Origin of the sequence: Nonomuraea sp. NPDC050790 (assembly GCF_044456745.1) — a bacterium.
Taxonomy (GTDB): domain Bacteria; phylum Actinomycetota; class Actinomycetes; order Streptosporangiales; family Streptosporangiaceae; genus Nonomuraea.
Window position 1 is genome coordinate 343,217 of record NZ_JBITGF010000008.1, and the last position, 20,890, is coordinate 364,106.

Sequence of the window (20,890 nt, forward strand, 5' to 3'; positions counted from 1 at the left end):
ACGACGATGCCCGGCGTCAGCCGCGGTGGGCCTCGAAGCGCATGGTGCGGGAGACGCCGACGCGGACGGTGGTGCCGGGGGTGATGGTGACGGGCTCGTTCGGCGGGATGTCGTAGAAGTTGGGGTCGCCGGGCGGCTGGATCTGGGTGCCGTTGACGGAGCCGAGGTCGACGAGGTTGACGTCCCAGCCGTCCAGGGCGACGCGCAGGTGGCGGCGGGAGACGGAGCCGTCGGGGCTGGTGACCTTGGCGGGGCGGGCGGTGCCGCCGGCCACCTCGGGGGCGCGCTCGGGGTCGCGGCCCAGCAGGTAGTCGGCCTCCAGCGGCAGCGCCATGCCGTCGTCCAGGATGAGGACGCCGAGCGAGGGCCGCGGGCCCTTGTAGGGGACGAGCGTGCGCTGCACCAGCGCGATGCCGCAGACCGCGCAGTAGGGGACGCGGGGGTCGTTGAAGTGGTCGTTCTTGCAGTCCACGCCGTAGACCATGGGACGCTGGTCGCCGTCCGAGGGCGCGGCGCCGTTGCCGGGGGGCACCTCGTCCGCCCGGGGCACCGCGCCCATGGGGCCGGACGGCGGCTGGGGCGGACCCTGCTGCGGCAGCGGCGGCGGACCCCACGGGTCCTGCGCGGGCTGCTGCCCGGACGGCGCGCCCTGCTGCTCGAAAGGCGGCTGCTCGAAAGGCGGCTGCTCGAACGGAGGCTGCTCGAAGGGCGGCTGCTCCAACGGCGGGGGCTGATCGAAGGTCGACTGCTGCTCGAACGGCGCGGGCTGGTCGAAAGGCGCGGGCTGGTCGAACGGCTGGGGCGGCTGCTGCGGGCCGGACGAGGGACGCTCCTCGCGCACCTGCTCGGGACTCGGCATCGGGTACGGCATCTGCACCGGTTCCGGCTCCGGCTTGGGCTGCGGCAGGAGGTCGGGCTCCATGTGGATGGCGGTGTGCGGAAGCTCCTCGGTCAGCGGCCGCGAGGCCGAACGCCGTCCCACGGACTCGGCGGGTTTGGCGGGCTGCACGGGCTGGGCGGGCGCGTCGACCATGTCCGCGACCAGGCCGGCGCCGCCGACCACGCCGCCGTCGAACTGCACCGCCGGGTGCGGCTGTCCCGCCCCGGGCAGGCTGAGCTCGACGCGGTGCACGTGTCCGGTGATGAGCCGGTCGGCCCACGTGAGGGAGTCGCTGCCGGCCAGACGGGTCTCGCCGTCCGCGGTGGTGACCGTGGCGGTGGCCGCCCCGCTGACGAGTACGGCCACGCCGCCGCCCACCGGCCCGGCCACGGCGCAGGTGGCCGGGTCGCCGGTCATCGCGCGGGCCAGCGCCTGGGCGGCGCGACGGGCCAGCGCCCTGCCGTCGCCACCGGTGGCGGCGGTCTCCCGCAAGGCCTCGATCAGCTCGGTGCCGGTCGCCTCAGAAGCGTCGCATACCAGCAGCAGGCCGCCCACGTAGGCGACCAGCCCGTTGCCAGGAAGCGGACGCACCACTCCGAAGCCCTGGTCCGTCACTGAACCTCTCCTCCCCGGAAGCCGGCGGTTGTGCGGCACCGGCACCTTGGTGCTGGCCGCCAGCCTTACGCATACCCAGTCGGCCGCGGAGACAAGGTCTCGATTCGGTGAAACCCCTGGACCGTGGCAAACCCCGCACTGGTGCAAGTCTGACCAAAGGGCACCCTATCGGCCAGACCTGCGGGGGGAAAACAGTCAGACCCCCGAGAAGACCTTGTTGACGTCCGCGGTGGCGAGCACGCCGTAGATCTCGCCGCCCCGCTCGACCAGCAGGTACTCGGCCGCGGGCGACTCGCGCATGGCGTCGATCAGCGGCTCGCCGGACAGGTCGGCGGCCAGGACCATCGCGGGTTCGAGCGACTTGGCCAGCGCGCCCACCTCGACCCAGGGGCGGCGGTGTTCGGGCGTGGCCTGGACGGCGGCCTCGTTGACGATCGCCACCGGCCGGCCTTCGTGGTCGACCACGACGACGGCGCCCGCGTGCTGCTCGGCGGCCTGGCGCAGCGCCTCCGACAGCGGCGTCGAGGCGGTCACCGGGATGGCCCTGCGGGCGAGCTGGCGGGCGTTGACCTGCGGGATGCGGGCGCGGATGCGGGCGACGTTCAGCGCCTGGCTGGCCCCCATCCAGATGAACGAGGCCAGCACCACCGACCACACCAGTTGCAACGTGTCGATCGGACGGTCGCTGAGCAGCGACAGCACCACCGGGACGAGGATCAGCACGACGGCCAGGCCCCTGCCGGTCCAGCCCGCGGCGGCGGTGCCGCGGCCCGGGTTGGAGGTGATCTTCCACACGCCGGCCCGCAGCATGCGCCCGCCGTCGAGCGGCAGGCCCGGCAGCAGGTTGAACACGCCGACGATCAGATTCGACCACCAGAGCTGCCTGATCAGGATCTCGGGGATGCCGGCCCCGTCGATCACGAACGCGTCGGCCAGCAGGCCCACCGCCGCCAGTCCCAGCGACAGGATCGGCCCCGCCGCGGCGATCATGAACTCCTTGCCGGGCGTCGGCGGCTCCTTCTCGATCTCGGACACGCCGCCGAGGAGGTAGAGCGTGATGCGCCGGACGGGCAGGCCGTACCACTTGGCGAGGACGCTGTGGGCGAGCTCGTGCAGAAGCACCGACAGATAGAGGAGTACGGCGAAGGCGAAGGCCACCCCGTATGCCTCGAAGTCCCCCATGCCGGGCAGGCGGAAGACGTCCTGGAAGCTGATGGTGATGAAGCCCGCGATGATGAGCCAGGTCCACGACACGTAAACGGGGATGCCGAACGGGCTTCCCATCCGAAGACCGGAGAATTCCTGCCGCGGCCGCTGGTCGCTCACTGGACTCCCTCTGAGATCGTGCTGTTGCTGCCTTGATGCTACGCGGCCGATCGCGTGATCCCGGCTCCGCGGCCCCCATTCTGTCGGGGTCTTGACCTACAGTGCCTGCATGACGTTGACCGAGCCCGAGATCATCGGAGCCCTCTCACCCTCCCGGGCGGGCGACTTCATGACCTGTCCGCTTCTCTACCGCTTCCGCGTGATCGACCAGTTGCCGGAGAAGCCGTCGCAGGCGGCCGTGCGCGGCACGGTGGTCCACGCCGTGCTGGAGCGCCTGTATGACCTGCCCGCGCCGCGCCGGTCGGTGGCGGCGGCGCTGGAGCTGCTGGGGCCGCAGTGGGAGCGCCTGCTGGGCGAGGAGCCGGCGTTCGCCGAGATGTTCGCCGACGACGCCGAGCAGCGGGAGTGGCTCGACCAGGCGCGGGCGATGCTGGAGCGCTACTTCACCCTGGAGGACCCCACCCGCCTGGAGCCCGCCGAACGCGAGCTGTACGTGGAGGCGGTGCTCGACAGCGGCCTCCTGCTGCGCGGCTACGTCGACCGCCTCGACGTGGCGCCCACGGGCGAGGTGCGGGTGGTCGACTACAAGACCGGCAGCGCGCCGGGGCCGGACTTCGAGGCCAAGGCGCTGTTCCAGATGAAGTTCTACGCGCTGGTGCTGTGGCGGCTGCGCGGGTCGGTGCCGCGGTTGCTGCAGCTCGTGTATCTGGGCGGGAGCGGCGAGGTCCTCAGGTACGCACCCGACGAGGCCGACCTGCGCGCCACCGAACGCAAGGTGGAGGCGTTGTGGACGGCGATCCGGCGGGCGCTGGAGACCGGGGAGTGGCGGGCTCGGCGGTCGCGGTTGTGTGACTGGTGCGACCATCAGGCGCTGTGCCCGGAGTTCGGCGGCACACCCCCGCCGGTGCCGGACCGCAAACCCGGCGACGCCGTCCGCACCCGCCGCTCCGCCACCGACGAGCTCTAGCCCTTTCCTCCCTGCTCCCCCCGGACCCCAGCCATCAACCCCCGCCCTACCCACCTCCCCGGCCGCTCGGCCCGCTCCTTCGGCCGCCCTACCGTCAACCCCTAACCGCCTCGGACACCGCACGCTGGGCAACCACTCCAGGCCGACCGCACGGGCAGAGTGCCACCGCTTGGGATCAGCAGGGTGCCACCGCCTGGGGGCGCCCACCGCTTCGGCCCGGTGAGGGCGGGCGCCAAGGCCCTTTGCCAGCGACACCGGGCCGGTGAGGCGGGCTCTGGCCAAGGCAGGTCGCGTGTGTGGCCAGAGCGCTGATGGGTTTCTGCGGTGGTGAGGAGGGGGGATTCCTCCCAGAGTAGGAGGAGTCACGGCTTGAGCTGGGCCTACAGTGAATCCGTGCGCAACGATCGAGCCCTGTTTCGCGACACGGTCCTTGCCGTGGTGCTGGCCGCGGGCTCGCTCGCGTTGTTCCTCTTCTACGATGCCGCCGACCTGCTGACCCAGCCCGGCCAGCCCTACGGCGCGGTACGGTCGCCCGATCTGGTGGGCGGGGCCCTGGTGGTGCTGACGGCGGTGCCGCTGGCGGTTCGCCGGCAGTGGCCGGTCGGGGCGCTGGTGGCCAGCGCGGTCCCCGACACCCTGCTCAACGCGCTCGGCTACAGCATCGGCCTGGCCAGTGTCGCGGGGCTGGTGCTGCTGTACTCGGTGGCGGCCAGGCGTGGGCTGGCGGTGGCGCTGGCGGCGCTGATGTTCGCGGTGCTGGTGTATGCCGTGGGGGCGCTGATCAGCCCGCTCGATGCGCTGACCTGGGCGGACCACCTGATCGTGGTGGTGCTGCTCGCCGGAGCCTGGGGAGTGGGGCGGGCGATCCGGCTCCGGCGGGCGTACTTCGAGGAGCTGAAGGACCGGGCGGCGCGGCTGGAGCGGGCCAGGGAGGCCGACACCCGGGCGGCGCGGGCCGAGGAGCGCTCGCGGATCGCGCGCGAGCTGCACGACGTGATCGCCCACCACGTCAGCGTGATGACGGTGCAGGCCGCCGCGGCGCGCAAGGTGCTGCTGTCCGATCCCGAGCTGGCCAGCGAGGCGCTGTCGGCCGTGGAGCACACCGGGCGCAAGGCCATGGCGGAGATGCGGGAGATCGTCGGCGTGCTGCGCGCCGGTTCACCGGCCGAGCTGGGGCCGCAGCCGGGGATGTCGGCGCTGCCCGCGCTGGTGGAGCAGATGCGCGAGGCCGGGCTGACGACGCGGCTGACGGTCGAGGGGCAGGCGGCGCCCGTACCGGCGGGGATCGAGCTGGCCGCCTACCGGCTGGTCCAGGAGGGGCTGACCAACAGCCTGCGGCACGCGGGGCCGGGGGCTGAGGCGGTGGTGACCGTACGGCACGAGCCGCGCGAGCTGGACGTGCGGGTCGAGGACGACGGCCGGGGCGCCGCGGGGGTGGCGGCACGGCCAGGGCATGGTTTGGTGGGGATTCGCGAGCGGGTGGCGCTTTATGGTGGAATCCTGAGCATCGGTCCTCGGCCGGGGGGCGGTTTCGAGGTGCGGGCCAGGTTCCCGCTGAAGGACGGAAGATGACGATCAGAGTGCTGCTGGTGGACGACCAGCCGCTGCTGCGTACCGGTTTCCGCCTGATCCTCGAGGCCGAGCCCGACATCACGGTGGTGGGACAAGCCGGCGACGGCAAGGACGCGCAGGAGCAGACCAGGGCGCTGCTGCCCGACGTGGTGCTGATGGACATCCGCATGCCGGGCGTCGACGGCATCGAGGCCACGCGGCGGATCGTGCGCGAGGCGGCGTCCGGGGCGCATGTGCCGAAGGTGCTCGTGCTGACGACGTTCGACCTGGACGAGTACATCGTGGAGGCGTTGCGGGCCGGGGCCTCGGGGTTCCTGCTGAAGGACGTGCCGCCGGACGAGCTCGTGCAGGCGATCCGGGTCGTAGCCGACGGGGACGCGATCGTGGCGCCGAGCGTGACGCGGCGGCTGCTGGACCGGTTCGCGGCCAAGCTGCCCTCCGCCTACGAGGAGAGCACTCCGGCGCGGCTGGACCGGCTGACGGAGCGGGAGCTGGAGGTGCTGCGGCTCATCGCCAAGGGCATGTCCAACGCGGAGATCGCGGCCAAGCTGGTGGTGAGCGAGACCACGGTGAAGACGCACGTGGGCAACGTCCTGACCAAGCTCGGCCTCCGCGACCGCGTCCAGGCCGTCGTCCTGGCCTACGAAACCGGCCTGATCACCCCAGGCGCCCTGTCCTAACCCCCAGAAACGCCCCTGGCCCCGGGCGGAGGGGCCCGGAAGGCTGCCCTGCTCCGGCCGGTTCGCCCCGAAGTCAGCCCTGCCCAGGATGGTTTGCTCGGAAAACTGTCCTGCCTTGGATGGGCGGTGAGGTGGGCGACAGCCGAGGGCGCGCCGCGCGGTGAGCGCCCCGTGCGGCGGGGGTCGGCGCGGAGAGCGGTGGCGAGCTGGGCGGCGGTGCCCGGTCTACGGATCGCCGTTGCGGCGGGGAGCACGTCAGACTGCCGGGCGACCTTGCACGGACGCGCGCCCGCGTCGGCGGGGGGCGTCTGGTGGGCTTGCCGTAACGGAAAAGCGGCCATAAAGAAGGGCGCCCACCGAAACCACGACTATCGGTGGGCGCCGGAACGACCGGTCAGGAGGCCGCCTCGCTCGTCACAGCGGAAGGCGCCGGGGCGTTCTCGGGGAAGTGGCAGGCGACGCGGTGGCCGCTGGAGAGTTCCTCGAGCGGGGGTTCCACCGTCTTGCAGATCTCCTGCGCCTTCCAGCAGCGCGTGTGGAAGCGGCACGCGGGCGGCGGGTTCAGCGGGCTCGGAACGTCGCCCGTCAGCCGGATGCGCTCGCGGTCCTTGCGGTTCTTCGGGTCCGGCACCGGCACCGCCGACAGCAGCGCGTTCGTGTACGGGTGCATCGGCGCGCTGTAGAGCCGCTTGCGGTCGGCGATCTCGACGATCTTGCCCAGGTACATGACCGCGACCCGGTCGCTGATGTGGCGGACCACCGACAGGTCGTGGGCGATGACCACATACGTCAGGTCGAGCTCGTTCTGCAGGTCTTCCAGCAGGTTGACGACCTGGGCCTGGATGGAGACGTCCAGGGCCGAGACGGGCTCGTCGGCGATGATCAGCTTGGGCTTGAGCGCGAGCGTGCGGGCGATGCCGATGCGCTGACGCTGGCCGCCGGAGAACTCGTGCGGGTAGCGGTTGTAGTGCTCGGGGTTGAGGCCGACCAGCTCCAGGATCTCCTGGACCGCCTTCTTGACGCCGCCCTCGGTGCTGATGCCCTGGATGCGGAACGGCGCGCCGACGATGGCGCCGACCGTGTGCCGGGGGTTCAGGGACGAGTACGGGTCCTGGAAGATCATCTGCATGTCGCGGCGGAGCGGCCTGAGGCGGCCCTGCGACATGTGGGTGATGTCCTCGCCCTCGAAGACCACCTGGCCGCCGGTCGGCTCCAGCAGGCGGGTGACGAGACGGCCGGTGGTGGACTTGCCGCAGCCGGACTCGCCGACCAGGCCCAGCGTCTCACCCTTGAAGACGTCGAAGGAGATGCCGTCGACGGCCTTGACCGCGCCGACCTGCCGCTTGAACAGGCCCTTGGTCACGGGGAAGTGCTTCTGCAGGTCGTTCACGGACAGCAGGGGCTCGTTTTCGCTCACTGGGTCTCCAGCACTGGCTTGATCTCATTCTCCCACAGCGCGCGCCGCTCGGTCTTGGGCAGGTGGCAGCGCACCATGTGCCCGCCCTCGGTTTCGAGCAGGGCCGGAACCTCGGTGTTTGCCTTGCCGCCGGTCCGGTCGGCGTAGGGGCAGCGCGGGTGGAAGGCGCAGCCGTCGGGCACGTTGATGAGCGAAGGGGGCGAGCCCTTGATCGGCAGCAGCCGTTCAGTGCGCTCGCGGTCCAGCCGCGGCATCGATCCCAGTAGACCCCATGTGTAGGGGTGCTCGGGCCGGTAGAAGATGTCTTCCGCGGCGCCGTACTCGATGCACTTTCCGCCGTACATGACCAGGATGTCGTCGGAGAGCTCGGCGACGACGCCCAGGTCGTGGGTGATGATGATCAGCGCGGAGTTGAACTCCGTCTGCAGGTCGCGCATGAGGTCCAGGATCTGGGCCTGCACGGTCACGTCGAGCGCGGTGGTCGGCTCGTCGGCGATGAGCAGTTCCGGGTCGCACGACAGCGCCATGGCGATCATGGCGCGCTGGCGCATGCCGCCGGAGAAGTGGTGCGGGTAGTCGTCGACGCGCTTGCCCGGCGTGGGGATGCCGACGCGGCCGAGCATGTCGATGGCGTGCTTGCGGGCGACCGACTTCGACACGTCGTGGTGGATGCGGTACGCCTCGATGATCTGGTCGCCGACCGTGTAGTACGGGTGCATGGCCGACAGCGGATCCTGGAAGATCATCGCCATCTTCTTGCCACGCAGCCGGCGCACGTGCTCGGCGGTGGCGGAGACGAGTTCCTCGCCGTCCAGCCAGATCTCGCCGGAGATCTTGGCCCTGCCGCCCTTGTGCAGCCCCAGGATGCCGAGGCTGGTGACGGACTTGCCCGAGCCGGACTCGCCCACGATGCCGAGCGTCTTGCCGCGCTCAAGGCTGAACGACAGGCCGTCCACGGACTTGACCAGGCCGTCGTCGGTCGGGAAGTGGACCTTAAGGTCCTTCAGTTCGAGGAAGGTCACGACAGCCTCACTCTCGGGTCCACGACCGCGTAGAGCAGGTCGACGATCAGGTTGGCGGTGACCACGAAGAGGGCGGCCAGCAGGGTCACCCCCATGACCTTGGGCAGGTCCTGGTCGGTGATGGCCTGGATGGCGTACTTGCCGAGCCCGTTCAGGGAGAAGGCGCTCTCCGTCAGTACGGCACCGCCGATGAGCAGGCCGAAGTCGAGACCGAAGATCGTGATGATGGGGGTCAGCGCCCCGCGTAGCCCGTGTTTGACGACCACTCTGCGTTCCTTCAGGCCCTTGGCCCTGGCGGTGCGGATGTAGTCCTCGTTCATGGTCTCCAGCATGCCCGCCCGGGTCAGGCGCGCGTACCCCGCGGCGAACTGGAAGGCCAGCGTCACCCACGGCAGGATCAGCGCGTAGGCCCACAGGGGCAGGGAGTCCTGGATGGTGGTGTAGGTGCCGCCTTGGGCGGCTATGGCGAAGGGATTGCCATAGGAGAAGACCTGGAGCGCGATGAGCGCGGTGAAGAAGATCGGCAGTGAGACTCCGGCCAGTGCGATGATCATCGCGGTCCGGTCGAAGACGCTGCCTCTTCGCAGGGCGGACAGCACGCCGATGCCCACGCCCAGACCGACCCAGAGCACGGCCGCGCCCAGGGCGAGCGAGAGCGTGACCGGGAGCCGGTTCATCAGGTCGGGGAACACCGGCTGCTGCGTGATGAACGAGTAGCCGAGGCAGGGCGGCGGGCACTGCTCCACACCGGCGCCGTAGTCGTACTCGGCTCCGGCGACGATGCCCTTGACGTACCTCCCGTACTGGACGACCAGCGGGTCGTTGAACCCCAGCCGTTCCGCCGCGAGCTTGGCGGTCTCCCCGGTGGCGGTGCGGCCGACGTAACGGCTGGCCATGCCCTCGGGGGTGGCGCCGGCGAGTTGCGGCACGAGGAAGAAGATCGCGAAGGTGACCATGCTGACGATTCCGAGCATGACCACCGCGCCGATCAGACGCCTGATGATGTATGTGACCACAGTGCCCGGCCCGGTGGCCGCCGGAAGGGTCGCTCCCGGCGGCCACCTGTGGCCTTCACCTGCCTTAACTACTCGTTGACTACAGGGGGATGACCTACTCGACGCCCATCGCGACGTAGTCGTACATCTGCTGACCGTCGGAGATGAGCACGTTGGTCACGCCCTTGCCACGCACGAGCAGCGACTTGGCCCAGATGCCCGGCATGATCACGGACTCCTCCATGACCCGCTTGTCGATCTCCGGCCACATGGCCTCGCGCTTGGCGGCGTCCGGCTCGATGCGGGCCGCGTCGAGCATCTTGTCGACGTCGGGGATGCGGACCGAGGTGTTGGAGGAGCCGCCGCCCTCACGGATGACGCGGCTGTCGGTGATCTGCTGGAGGAAGCCGTAGCCGTCAGGCCAGTCGGAGCCCCAGCCGTTGACGACCAGGCCCAGGTTCTCCTTCACGACGAAGGAGGGCTTGCCGGCGAAGCTGGAGAAGTAGTCCTTCAGCGGGTACGGCTTGATGGTGACATTGATGCCGGCCCTGGCCAGCGAGTCCTTGATCGCCTCAGCGGTCGCCTTCTCCTTGGGGCGCTCGGCCCGGTAGGAGACGGAGGTCTCGAAGCCGTTCGGCTGACCGCACTTGGTCAGGTGCTCCTTGGCCTTGTTGATGTCGCCCTTGCCCTCGGGAGAGGGGTAGAGGTCGATCTTCTGGGCACCGGGGATCGTCGGCGGCAGCAGGTTGGTCGCGATCTCGCCGCCGGTCGGGCCGCCGTAGGCGGCGACGTAGCCGGTCTTGTCCATCGCGTACTGCACGGCGATCCGGCAGTCCTTGTTGTCCAGCGGCTTCACCGTCGGGTTGATCGAGGTGTACCAGAGACGCTGGATGGTGATGTTGTCGGCGCGGGCCTTCAGAGCCGGGTCCGGCAGGACCTTGCTCAGCGCGGCCGGCTGGACACCGGTGCCCTCGATGGCGACGTGGAGGTCACCGGAGATGACCCGGTTGTCCATGTCGTCGGCGTTGACGTTCGTCGAGACCTCGTACTTGTCCGGCAGGGCCGGACGGTTCGGGTCGACGGCCTCGCTCCAGTGCGGGTTGCGGACCAGCGTGAAGCCCTTGCCGATCTCGTTCTTCTCGAACATGTAAGGACCGGAGGAGACCACGTGCTCGCGGTACTTCGCGCCGGTGTCCTTGGCCTCGGGGACCGGGATCGTCGGCGACATCTGGACGATGTAGTCGAAGCCCGAGTACGGCTCCTTGAGGTGGAAGACGACGGTCTTGTCGTCCGGGGCCTCGACGGCGGAGCTGAAGTCGGCGCCCTTCGACTTGTACGGGCCCTTGTAGTCCTTGGGCCAGTTCAGCATGTCGTTGAGGTAGGTGGGGCCGTTGGGGAAGGTCACCTTGTCGAAGGCGCGGGCCACCGCGTACGCGACGTCCTTGGCCACGATCGGCGAGCCGTCCTCGTACTTGAGACCGTCACGCAGCGTGTAGGTCCAGGTCTTGAAGTCGGCGCTCGGCTTGCCGGCCTCCGCGGCCAGGTCCGGCACCGGCTTGGCGCCCTCGGCGCCGGGCTTGCCGGGGAACATCATCAGCGCGCGGCCGTACAGCCGGATGAAGTTCCACGAGTAGCCGTAGTAGGTGTCGGCCGGGTCGAGGGAGTCCCAGTCGCCGGAGTTCGCCATCTTGAGGGTGCCGCCCTTCTTCGTGGACGGGTTGAACACCCCCGTCAGCGCGGCGTTGTACGACTCCTGGGCGGCGGGCTTACCTGACTCGCCGGCCTTGGGAGGCGTCTGGGTGCTGGTGCCTCCACAGGCTGCCAGGCCCATGGCGAGCGCCGCGACGAGCGCGGCCTTCGCCAGAGCGGGCTTTTTCATCATCTCTTACTACACCCCTTGTAGGTAGGAGCCAGGAAATTGCGGTGGTCGGTCATGCGGTGGGTCGTGCGGGTCATCGGTTGCCGCGCGGGTCGAGGGCGTCGCGCAGGCCGTCGCCGAACAGGTTGAAGGCCAGCACGGTGAGGAAGATCGCCAGACCCGGGAAGATCGCGTAGTGCGGGACGGTGTAGATGCGCGCCGCGTCGGAGAGCATGCCGCCCCAGGTCGGGGTCGGCGGGCGCACACCCACGCCGAGGAAGCTCAGCGCCGCCTCGAACAGGATGTTCGACGGAATCAGCAGCGTCGAGTAGATGAGGATCGGGGCCACGAGGTTGGGCAGGACCTCACGGAAGATGATGTACGGCCCGCGCGCCCCCAGGCTCCTCGCGGCGTCGACGAACTCCCGCTCGCGCAGCGAGAGCGTCTGCCCCCGGACGATACGCCCGATGTAGGGCCAGTTGAAGAAGCCGATGATGAAGATCAGCAGCGAGACGCGCAGCGAGTCGCCGGTGAGCCCGAAGGCGGTGTCGGGCACGACGCCGGCCAGGGCGATGGCGAACACCAGCAGCGGGAAGGCCAGGAACACGTCCATGAGGCGGCTGATCACGGTGTCGACCCAGCCGCCGAAGAAGCCGGCCGTGACGCCGAGGATGGTGCCGATGCCGACCGAGAGCAGAGTCGCCAGGAAGGCGATGAGCAGCGAGATGCGCGCGCCGTAGACGACGCGGCTGAAGATGTCGCGCCCCCACTGCGGGTCGACGCCGAACAGGAAGTCCCAGCTGATCCCGCCGAACCTGTCCTTCGGGATCTGCGTCTCCTGGTCGATCATCTCGCGGTGGAACTCGAGCGGAGGGTGCCCGAACCACTTCACGATCAGCGGAGCGAAGACCGCGACCAGGATCAGGAAGATGATGACGCCGGCGCCGACCATGGCGACCTTGTCACGCTTCAGTCGCAACCACGCGATCTGTCCCAGCGAACGTCCCTGGATCGCCCTGCGATCCACGCCCGTCACCACGGCTTCGGGAACTGCTTCCTTCGCCGAGTCGGGAACATCCAGCGGTGCGGTCATGCGCGCCCTCCCACGCCCGCACCCGCAATGCCAGAAGTTGTGCGCATTGACTTCCGGCCCCCTGGGTTGCAGACGACATCGTCCGTTCGGGGGTGCCCGGTCAGGGACCCCCGTGATCTCAGGACCGTATGTCACGGCCCCAGGGTGCAGAATGTATGCGCTGAGCTGCGCTGACTAGTCCCTCAGACAGCTATGTGGCTCAACTGTGATTCTCGTGAAACTCATTCGTATTGATCTTGACGTGTTTGTCTACACGCAGTCCCGGTTGGGTCTCGGAACTGTGACATTGCACAGATATCACCCGATACCGCGGCGCTTCAGGATCTCCTCGATGTCAGAGAAGTCATCGTCATTTGTCCGCCCCTTGGCGGGGGCGGGCGACGGATTGACCGCCTGCGGCGCCGTGGGAGCCTGCGCGGCAGGCGTTTCCGCCGTCTTGACCCCGCTCTTGACCTTGGCCTGTTTGGGCTGCTTCGGCTTGGCCCCGCCGACGCCGCGCTTGCGCATCACGCCGGAGGCCACGAACAGCACCGCCGACAGCCCGGCCAGCACGATCCCCGCCCACACGAACGGGTTGATGATCCCCGCGACCAGCCCCGTCACGAACCCGACGGCGGAGGCCACGATCCCCCAGATCAGCGCGTGGGCACCGGTCAGGTAGGCGGCGATGGGCAGCAGCGACCACGCCACCCCGCGCACCCCGGCGGTCACGCCCCTGCGCCGCCAGGCCAGGAAACTCAGCACCAGCCCCAGACCGGTCGCCCCGGCACAGACCGGCAACCACAAAATGGTGTCGAACATGCCCACATCCCTAGCTCTCGGTTACATCCATCCTGGCACGCGCAACCACGCCGCCCCCTCCTCCCTAAGAACGGCCCATCCCCTAGGGGAGGTTCCACGCCCCTATCCCATCCTCTTTCTGGGGGCATGCGTCTGCGCGGGCGCATCCGTGAGCGCGCTGCTCGTGACGGGCGCGCAGCAGCGCGGCGCCCGCGTCAGCGCAACGCTTGCGTGGGCGCGGCGCTTGTGCGGGTGCGCGTCAGTGCGGCGCCTCAGCGAGCGCGGTGCTTGCGCGGCGTGCGTCAGCAGGGTGCTTGTGAGCGTGCGCGTCCGTGCGGCGCTTGCGTGAGCGCGTGGGGTGTTTGTGCGGGTGTGGGGGTGCTTGTGAGGGCGCACGTCCTGGGGTCGGCTGACGTCTTCCACCCCATCCGTTACGGCTCCGCCACCGCACCCCGCCCCGCCGCCGTGGGCGCGCGCCCGTCGAGCGCCGCCAGTGAGGGCCAACGGGCTCCCCGCCGCAACGCCGCACCCCTGACACGCGCCACGGCACCCCTACCGAGCCCCGGGGCGGGCCGGTAGAGGCGTGGGGGCGATCGGGTGGATCGGGTCGATCAGGTGGATCCGGTGGATCCGGTGGATCAGGTGGATCAGGTGGATCAGGTGGATCCGGTGGATCAGGTGGATCAGGTGGATCAGGTGGATCAGGTGGATCCGGTGGATCCGGTGGATCAGGTGGATCAGGTGGATCAGGTGGATCGGGTGGTGGGCTAGATGGGGCGGGGTTCTGGGGCGTGGGTGGTTACCAGGTCGCGTAGGTGGGACGGGGATACCTGCTCCAACGAGCTGACCACGAGGCGGCCTGGGGCCTCTTCGATCGGGAGGAGGCTGGGGACGGCCACCACGGCGCAGCCCGCGGCCGTGCCCGCCGCCACGCCGTTCGGGGAGTCCTCCAGGACCACGCTGCGCACCGGCGAGACGTCCAGCAGGGCGGCGGCGGTCAGGTAGGGCTCTGGGTCGGGCTTGGTGCGTTCGACGTCGTCGGCGGTGATGATGACGTCGAAGCGGTCACGGCCCACGTAGGCCAGGATGGCTTCGGCGATCTCCTTGAGCGACGAGGTGACCAGGCCCACCGGTACGCCCTCGGCTCGCAGGCCCTCCAGGAGTTCCAGGGCGCCGGGCATGACGTCGACGCCACCTGCCAGCCGGGCCACCATGCCGTCGATCATCCAGGTGCGCAGGGTCTGCGGGGGCACCGACGATCCGGACACGTCCAGCATGTAGGCGACGGTCCGTTCCATGGAGCCGCCTACGAGGTGGGTCTGGTGCTCGTGGTTCCATTCGCCGCCGAGCCTGGCCATGACGTCGGTCTCCACCAGCAGCCACACCTTCTCGGTGTCGACCAGAAGACCGTCCATGTCGAAGAACGCCGCTTCCATCCATCCCCCGTTCCGTCCGATTGCCGATTGTCAACTGCCACCCCAGCATGGGCAGAGTTCAACGACCGCCCAGAGCCTCCACATTCCCAACCCACACAATCCCACGCCAACCAGACACCCCACCCACACCCCACCCCAGCCCACCAAGCTCCGGGCTCCGGGCTCCGGGCTCCGGGCTCCGGGCTCCGGGCTCCGGGCTCCGGGCTCCGGGCAACACGATGCGGGCCCGCAAGCCCAGGTCAAGCTGTCAACACCATGCGGATACCCGGCGCCCGGTAAGCCGTGACCACGCAGCGGGTCAAGGGTGCCTTGTCGCGGCGGTGCGTGTGTCCGGCTGCCGGGCGCACGCACCGATGGGCGAGCCCACGGCGGCGGGCGGTGGCCCGCTTGGCTTGCCGTAACGGAAACCCGGCCGGAAAGGGCCGAGCGGCCGCACACCGCAGCGCACAGACCCGCCGAACAGGACCGAGCGGGCCGCCGCACACAGCGCAGAGACCCGCCGTAAGGACCGAGACCGCGATCCAGAGAAATCTCAGACGTTGAAGTACTTCGCCTCGGGGTGGTGGGCGACGAGGGCGCTGGTGGCTTGTTCGGGGTGGAGCTGGAACTCTTCGGACAGGGTCACGCCGATCCGCTCCGGGTCCAGGAGCTGGAAGAGCTGGACCTGGTCCTCGAGGTTGGGGCAGGCCGGGTAGCCGAAGGAGTAGCGGCAGCCCTGGATGTTGACCTTGAGCATGTCGTCCAGCGACTCCTCTCCCCCGATCCCCCACTCCGAACGCACCCGCGCGTGCCAGTACTCGGCCAGGGCCTCGGTGAGCTGGACGGACAGGCCGTGGAGTTCGAGGTAGTCGCGGTAGGCGTCCTTGGCGAACAGTTCGGCGGTGGCCTCGGAGATCCTGCCGCCCATCGTGGCCACCTGGAAGCCGACCACGTCGACCTCGCCCGAGTCCTTGGAGCGGAAGAAGTCCGACAGGCACAGGTGCCGGTCGCGGCGCTGGCGCGGGAAGGTGAAGCGGGTGCGCTCGTTGCCGGCGTCGTCGAGGATGATGAGCGAGTCGCCGTCGCTCACGCACGGGAAGTAGCCGTAGACGACGGCCGCCTCCAGCAGGCCCTCGGTCTGCATGCGGTCCAGCCACATGCGCAGCCTCGGGCGGCCCTCGGTCTCGACGAGCTCGTCGTAGCCGGGGCCGTCGCCGCCTCGGGTGGGCTTGAGTCCCCACTGGCCGAGGAAGAGCGCGCGCTCGTCCAGGAACGCGGAGTACTCGGCGAGCGAGATGCCCTTGACGATGCGGTCGCCGGTGAACGGCGCGCGCGGCACCGGGTTGTCGGCGGCGACGTCGGAGCGGGCGGGCAGCGCCTCGACCGGGGTGCGGACCAGCGTGGCGCCGGACTTGACGCGGCGCTCGCGCAGCGGCGGCAGCGTGGCCCCCTCGACGCCGCGCTTGACGGCCATGAAGGAGTCCATGAGCCGCAGTCCCTCGAAGGCGTCGCGGGCGTAGCGGACCTCGCCCTGGAACAGCTCGGCCAGGTCCTGCTCGACGTAGGCGCGGGTGAGGGCGGCGCCGCCGAGCAGCACCGGGTAGCGCTCGGAGATGCCTCGGGAGTTCATCTCCTCGAGGTTCTCCTTCATGATGACGGTCGACTTGACCAGCAGGCCGGACATGCCGATGACGTCGGCCTTCTGCTCGTCGGCGGCCTCCAGGATGGCACTGACCGGCTGCTTGATGCCGAGGTTGACGACCTCGTAGCCGTTGTTGGACAGGATGATGTCGACGAGGTTCTTGCCGATGTCGTGGACGTCGCCCTTGACGGTGGCCAGCACGATGCGGCCCTTGGTCTCGCCCTCGACCCTCTCCATGTGGGGTTCGAGGTAGGCGACGGCGGTCTTCATGACCTCGGCCGACTGCAGCACGAACGGGAGCTGCATCTGGCCGGAGCCGAACAGCTCGCCGACCGTCTTCATGCCGTCGAGCAGGACGTCGTTGATGATCTCCAGGGCCGGACGCTGGCTGAGCGCGTCGTCGAGGTCGGCCTCCAGGCCCTTCTTCTCGCCGTCGATGATGCGGTGCTTGAGCCGCTCCCACAGCGGCATCGCGGCCAGCTCGGCCGCCTTGCCCTGGCGCAGGGCGGCGGCGTCGACGCCCTCGAACAGGTCCATGAAGCGCTGCAGCGGGTCGTAGCCCTCGCGGCGGCGGTCGTAGACCATGTCGAGGGCGACCTGGCGCTGCTCGTCGGGGATGCGGGCCATCGGCAGGATCTTGGAGGCGTGCACGATGGCGGAGTCGAGGCCGGCGTTGACGCACTCGTTGAGGAAGACCGAGTTGAGCACGATGCGGGCGGCCGGGTTGAGGCCGAAGGAGATGTTCGACAGGCCCAGCGTGGTCTGCACGCCCGGGTAGCGGCGCTTGAGCTCGCGGATGGCCTCGATCGTCTCGATCCCGTCGCGGCGGGTCTCCTCCTGGCCGGTGGCGATGGGGAAGGTCAGGCAGTCGACGATGATGTCCTCGACGCGCATGCCCCAGTTGCCGGTCAGGTCGTCGATGAGGCGGCTGGCGACGCGGACCTTCCAGTCGGCGGTGCGGGCCTGGCCCTCCTCGTCGATGGTCAGGGCGACGACGGCGGCGCCGTGCTCGCCGACCAGGCGCATGATCTTCTGGAAGCGGGAGTCGGGGCCGTCGCCGTCCTCGTAGTTGACGGAGTTGACGGCGGCGCGCCCGCCCAGCATCTCCAGGCCGGCCCGCAGGACCTCGGGCTCGGTGGAGTCGAGCATGATCGGCAGCGTGGAGGCGGTGGCGAAGCGGAAGGCCAGTTCCTTCATGTCGGCCACGCCGTCGCGGCCCACGTAGTCGACGCACAGGTCGAGCATGTGGGCGCCGTCGCGGGCCTGGTCGCGGGCGGTCTCGACGCAGTCGTCCCAGCGGCCTTCGAGCATGGCCTCGCGGAAGGCCTTGGAGCCGTTGGTGTTGCAGCGCTCGCCGATGGCCAGGTAGCTGGTGTCCTGGCGGAAGGGGACCGTCTGGTAGAGCGAGGAGGCGCCGGGCTCGGGGTGGGGGCGGCGGGTGGTCACCTCGCGCCCGCGCACGCGCTCGACGACCTGGCGCAGGTGCTCGGGGGTGGTGCCGCAGCAGCCGCCGACGAGCGAGAGGCCGTAGTCGCCGGTGAAGGTCTCGTGGGCGTCGGACAGCTCTTCCGGGCTGAGCGGGTAGTAGGCGCCGTCGGAGGTGAGCACCGGCAGGCCGGCGTTGGGCATGCACGACAGCCTGGTGCGCGAGTGTCGGGCGAGGTAGCGCAGGTGCTCGCTCATCTCGGCGGGGCCGGTGGCGCAGTTGAGCCCGATGACGTCGACGCCGAGGGGCTCGATCGCGGTGAGCGCCGCGCCGATCTCGGAGCCGAGCAGCATGGCGCCGTTGGTCTCGATGGTGACCTGGGCGATGATCGGGACGTCGCGGCCGGAGTCGGACACCGCCCGCTTGGCGCCGATGACGGCGGCCTTGACCTGGAGGAGGTCCTGGCAGGTCTCGATGATGAGCGCGTCGGCGCCGCCGGAGATCAGTCCCGCCGCGTTGTCCATGTAGGCGTCGCGCAGCTTCTCGTACGGCAGGTGCCCCAGCGTGGGCAGCTTGGTGCCCGGCCCCATGGAGCCCAGGACGAAGCGCGGGTGGTCGGGCGTGGACCAGTGCTCTGCGCGCTCACGCGCGATGCGGGCCCCGGCCTCTGAGTACTCGAAGACACGCTCGGGGATGTCGTACTCGCCCAGCGCGGCGAGGTTGGCGCCGAAGGTGTTGGTCTCCACGCAGTCGACGCCCACCTCGAAGTAGGCGTCGTGCACGCTCTGCACGATGTCGGGCCGGGTGACGTTGAGGACCTCGTTGCACCCTTCGAGGTCCTGGAAGTCCTCAAGGGTGGGGTCGGCGGCCTGCAGCATCGTCCCCATGGCCCCGTCGGCGACCATCACGCGCTGGGACAACACTTCTCGAAACGATGGGGAGTTGCTCATGGGCCCCAGCTTATCGGCTGCGATCGAGGCGCTATGGTGCCGGGGAAGATATTCGATAAAGTGTCCAATAGGAGGCGCTGTGCGTTATCAGACCATTCTTGTGGGGACCGATGGATCCCCTTCCTCGATGCGCGCCGTCACCACGGCCGCGGAGCTGGCCGCGGCCACCGGCGCCCGGCTGGTGGTGGCCTGCGCCTACCTGCCGATGCGCGAGAGCGAGCGGGCCGCGGCGGCCGACCGGCTGGGCGACCTGGCGTACAAGGTGAGCGGGTCGACGCCGGCCGAGGACACGCTGCGGGCCGCGCGCGAGTGCGCGGTGGCGGCCGGCGCCGGGCGGGTCGTGCTGGCCGCCGAGCCGGGCGAGGCGGTGGACGTGCTGGTCAGGCTGGCCGCCGAGCACAAGGCGGAGCTGCTCGTGGTCGGCAACAGGGGCCTGAACTCGCTGGCCGGGCGGCTGCTCGGATCGGTGCCGTCCGGCGTCTCGCACCGGGCGGGGTGCGACGTGCTCATCGCGCACACGACGTCCGGGCGGCGAAGGGCGACTCGTAGCAGGCAGTACGCCCGCGGCGCAACGAGATCAGTGACGCGAGACCCCCCTCAGCGCATAGGCTTAGTTGAATGCCAGCCGAAGGAGGAGGCGACACGTGATCGAGCTCGAAAGGTTCCCCGAGCTCGTCGACCCGGTGCTGATCGCCGCGTTCGAGGGGTGGAACGACGCGGGCGAGGCCTCCAGCGGTGTCATCAGCCACCTGGAGAGCGCCTGGAAGGCGGAGCCGCTGACCGAGCTCGATCCTGAAGACTATTACGACTTCCAGGTGACCAGGCCGGTGGTGGAGCTGACCGACGGCGCGGAGCGTCGCATCGTCTGGCCGACGACGCGGTTCTCGCTGGCCAGGGCGCCTGGCTCGGAGCGCGACGTGGTGCTGCTGCGCGGCATCGAGCCGAACATGCGCTGGAAGTCGTTCTGCGAGGAGATCATCGAGGTCTGCCGCGAGCTGGGCATCGAGACGACGGTCATGCTGGGCGCCCTGCTCAACGACTCCCCGCACACCCGGCCGGTGCCGATCCTGGGCACCGCCTCCGACGAGGGCCTGGCACGCTCGCTCAACCTGGAGCTCAGCCGCTACGAGGGCCCGACGGGCATCGTGGGCGTGCTGCAGCACGCCTTCGCGCAGGCGGGGATGAGCGCGATCTCGCTGTGGGCCTCGGTGCCCCACTACGTCGCCCAGCCGCCCAACCCGAAGGCGACGCTGGCGCTGCTGCGCCGCCTGGAGGACGTGCTGGAGATCCCCATGCCGCTCGGCGAGCTCGACGAGGAGGCGCGCGCGTGGGAGCACGGCGTGGACGAGCTGGCCTCGCAGGACAGCGAGGTGGCCGAGTACGTCAAGGAGCTGGAGGAGCGCAAGGACGCCGCGGAGCTGCCCGAGGCGAGCGGCGACGCGATCGCGGCGGAGTTCGAGCGTTATCTGCGCCGGCGCGACCGCGACACTGACAGCTGACTCTCAGGTAATAGTTGCCATATTTCTCCGGGGTTTCAGGTAATAATCAGTGACCCGCGCCATTTGTACGGAGTTGGAACACCAGCCGACAACAATTGCATAACCAGGAGAAACACGGCTCCATAACAACGGCGAAATCGCCGGGTGCCACGTCGAACCTACCCATGTGACTGCGCACGTTAGGCCAACCATGGCGACTCCCCACCTAGATCCGCACCAAAGAAGTCAGGACACCAGACGGCGTGTGCTCGAGATGGCCGTCTCGCTCCGCGAGGACCGCACCGGCGGGCCCGTGGACCACTTCCTCGCCCTGCTCCAGGATCGCCTGCCGCTGTGGCTGCGCATCCTGCACGACCTGTCGCACCTCGTCGGCAAGGGCCGCGTCAACGAGAACCTGCTGCCCATCGCGCGGGCCGGGATCGACTACTACGCGGAGATCCAGTCGGCGGCGCTGCCCGCCTTCACCTCGCCCAGCGTGACGGTCCGCTTCCGCGAGGCGATCCGCGACAACGGCCTCGGCCCGCTGGCCGAGATCGCGCCGCTGGCGGCCTACCTGGCCGCCGAGCAGCGGATCGGCAGGGTGGACCCCGGGGCCGATCCCGAGGCGAGCGCCCGGCTGCTGCTGGCCGGGTGCTTCAGGCACGCCTACAACGAGATGTTCTTCGGGGCCTATTCGGTGCCCACGCGGGACGTGAGCGCGGAGGAGATCATTCGCGAGCTCCGCCTTGAATCCGGCTGAATAGCCACAAAAAG

The 20,890-nt window shown here is 69.7% G+C and carries 16 protein-coding genes and 1 pseudogene; 7 read left to right on the forward strand and 10 right to left on the reverse strand.

Translation table 11 applies throughout. The features are described 5' to 3' along the window. Positions 1 to 16: 16 nt before the first annotated feature. Both ACIBEJ_RS37810 and ACIBEJ_RS37815 read right to left on the reverse strand, forming a co-directional pair. Positions 17 to 1,495, reverse strand: a complete 1,479-nt coding sequence (locus ACIBEJ_RS37810; protein ID WP_397187739.1) for an FHA domain-containing protein — start codon at positions 1,493 to 1,495, stop codon at positions 17 to 19. A 195-nt stretch (positions 1,496 to 1,690) separates the two neighbouring features. Then, positions 1,691 to 2,779 carry a site-2 protease family protein gene (locus ACIBEJ_RS37815; RefSeq protein WP_397187740.1) on the reverse strand — a complete coding sequence of 363 codons (1,089 nt, stop codon included), beginning with the start codon at positions 2,777 to 2,779 and terminating at the stop codon, positions 1,691 to 1,693. Between the two features lie 151 nt (positions 2,780 to 2,930). On the opposite strand from ACIBEJ_RS37815, the gene ACIBEJ_RS37820 reads away from it, so the two are divergent. The 3 genes from ACIBEJ_RS37820 to ACIBEJ_RS37830 all read left to right on the forward strand — a co-directional run bounded on the left by ACIBEJ_RS37820 (position 2,931) and on the right by ACIBEJ_RS37830 (position 6,040). Then, complete coding sequence (locus ACIBEJ_RS37820) at positions 2,931 to 3,788, forward strand: RecB family exonuclease (RefSeq protein WP_397187741.1); 858 nt, start codon at positions 2,931 to 2,933, stop codon at positions 3,786 to 3,788. A 393-nt stretch (positions 3,789 to 4,181) separates the two neighbouring features. After that, positions 4,182 to 5,360 (forward strand): histidine kinase, encoded by a 1,179-nt coding sequence (locus tag ACIBEJ_RS37825; protein ID WP_397187742.1) that lies wholly within the window; start codon positions 4,182 to 4,184, stop codon positions 5,358 to 5,360. After that, positions 5,357 to 6,040 carry a response regulator gene (locus ACIBEJ_RS37830; protein ID WP_397187743.1) on the forward strand — a complete coding sequence of 228 codons (684 nt, stop codon included), beginning with the start codon at positions 5,357 to 5,359 and terminating at the stop codon, positions 6,038 to 6,040. Before ACIBEJ_RS37825 ends, ACIBEJ_RS37830 begins: the two co-directional genes overlap by 4 nt. Positions 6,041 to 6,434: 394 nt before the next feature. Here the strand turns inward: ACIBEJ_RS37830 and ACIBEJ_RS37835 are convergent, their stop codons facing one another. The 6 genes from ACIBEJ_RS37835 to ACIBEJ_RS37860 all read right to left on the reverse strand — a co-directional run bounded on the left by ACIBEJ_RS37835 (position 6,435) and on the right by ACIBEJ_RS37860 (position 13,226). Further along, positions 6,435 to 7,457 (reverse strand): ABC transporter ATP-binding protein, encoded by a 1,023-nt coding sequence (locus ACIBEJ_RS37835; protein ID WP_397187744.1) that lies wholly within the window; start codon positions 7,455 to 7,457, stop codon positions 6,435 to 6,437. After that, positions 7,454 to 8,479, reverse strand: a complete 1,026-nt coding sequence (locus tag ACIBEJ_RS37840; RefSeq protein ID WP_397187745.1) for an ABC transporter ATP-binding protein — start codon at positions 8,477 to 8,479, stop codon at positions 7,454 to 7,456. Before ACIBEJ_RS37840 ends, ACIBEJ_RS37835 begins: the two co-directional genes overlap by 4 nt. Next, positions 8,476 to 9,495 carry an ABC transporter permease gene (locus ACIBEJ_RS37845; protein ID WP_397187746.1) on the reverse strand — a complete coding sequence of 340 codons (1,020 nt, stop codon included), beginning with the start codon at positions 9,493 to 9,495 and terminating at the stop codon, positions 8,476 to 8,478. The genes ACIBEJ_RS37840 and ACIBEJ_RS37845 overlap by 4 nt, the downstream gene beginning before the upstream one ends. A gap of 94 nt (positions 9,496 to 9,589) precedes the next feature. Further along, the gene (locus tag ACIBEJ_RS37850) at positions 9,590 to 11,356 is read right to left on the reverse strand and encodes an ABC transporter substrate-binding protein (RefSeq protein WP_397187747.1); all 1,767 of its coding nucleotides are present in this window, start codon (positions 11,354 to 11,356) and stop codon (positions 9,590 to 9,592) included. Positions 11,357 to 11,426: 70 nt separating this feature from the next. Continuing rightward, the gene (locus ACIBEJ_RS37855) at positions 11,427 to 12,425 is read right to left on the reverse strand and encodes an ABC transporter permease (RefSeq protein WP_397187748.1); all 999 of its coding nucleotides are present in this window, start codon (positions 12,423 to 12,425) and stop codon (positions 11,427 to 11,429) included. Positions 12,426 to 12,722: 297 nt separating this feature from the next. Further along, complete coding sequence (locus ACIBEJ_RS37860) at positions 12,723 to 13,226, reverse strand: cellulose synthase (RefSeq protein ID WP_397187749.1); 504 nt, start codon at positions 13,224 to 13,226, stop codon at positions 12,723 to 12,725. Positions 13,227 to 13,802: 576 nt separating this feature from the next. On the opposite strand from ACIBEJ_RS37860, the gene ACIBEJ_RS37865 reads away from it, so the two are divergent. Then, positions 13,803 to 13,976, forward strand: a complete 174-nt coding sequence (locus tag ACIBEJ_RS37865) for a hypothetical protein (protein WP_397187750.1) — start codon at positions 13,803 to 13,805, stop codon at positions 13,974 to 13,976. Here ACIBEJ_RS37865 and ACIBEJ_RS37870 read toward each other — a convergent pair. After that, a complete protein-coding gene (locus ACIBEJ_RS37870) occupies positions 13,973 to 14,641 on the reverse strand; it encodes an HAD family hydrolase (RefSeq protein WP_397187751.1) in 669 nt (222 codons plus the stop codon). The genes ACIBEJ_RS37865 and ACIBEJ_RS37870 overlap by 4 nt on opposite strands. Positions 14,642 to 15,173: 532 nt before the next feature. Further along, complete coding sequence (metH, locus tag ACIBEJ_RS37875) at positions 15,174 to 18,638, reverse strand: methionine synthase (protein ID WP_397187752.1); 3,465 nt, start codon at positions 18,636 to 18,638, stop codon at positions 15,174 to 15,176. A gap of 127 nt (positions 18,639 to 18,765) precedes the next feature. Here metH and ACIBEJ_RS37880 point away from each other — a divergent pair. The 3 genes and pseudogenes from ACIBEJ_RS37880 to ACIBEJ_RS37890 form a co-directional block, all read left to right on the forward strand. Beyond that, positions 18,766 to 19,161: pseudogene (locus ACIBEJ_RS37880) on the forward strand (universal stress protein); the annotation flags it as partial. Positions 19,162 to 19,282: 121 nt separating this feature from the next. After that, a complete protein-coding gene (locus ACIBEJ_RS37885) occupies positions 19,283 to 20,137 on the forward strand; it encodes a PAC2 family protein (RefSeq protein ID WP_397187753.1) in 855 nt (284 codons plus the stop codon). Between the two features lie 244 nt (positions 20,138 to 20,381). Further along, positions 20,382 to 20,876: a hypothetical protein gene (locus ACIBEJ_RS37890; protein ID WP_397187754.1), complete on the forward strand. Its 495-nt coding sequence runs from the start codon at positions 20,382 to 20,384 to the stop codon at positions 20,874 to 20,876. Positions 20,877 to 20,890: the final 14 nt, after the last annotated feature.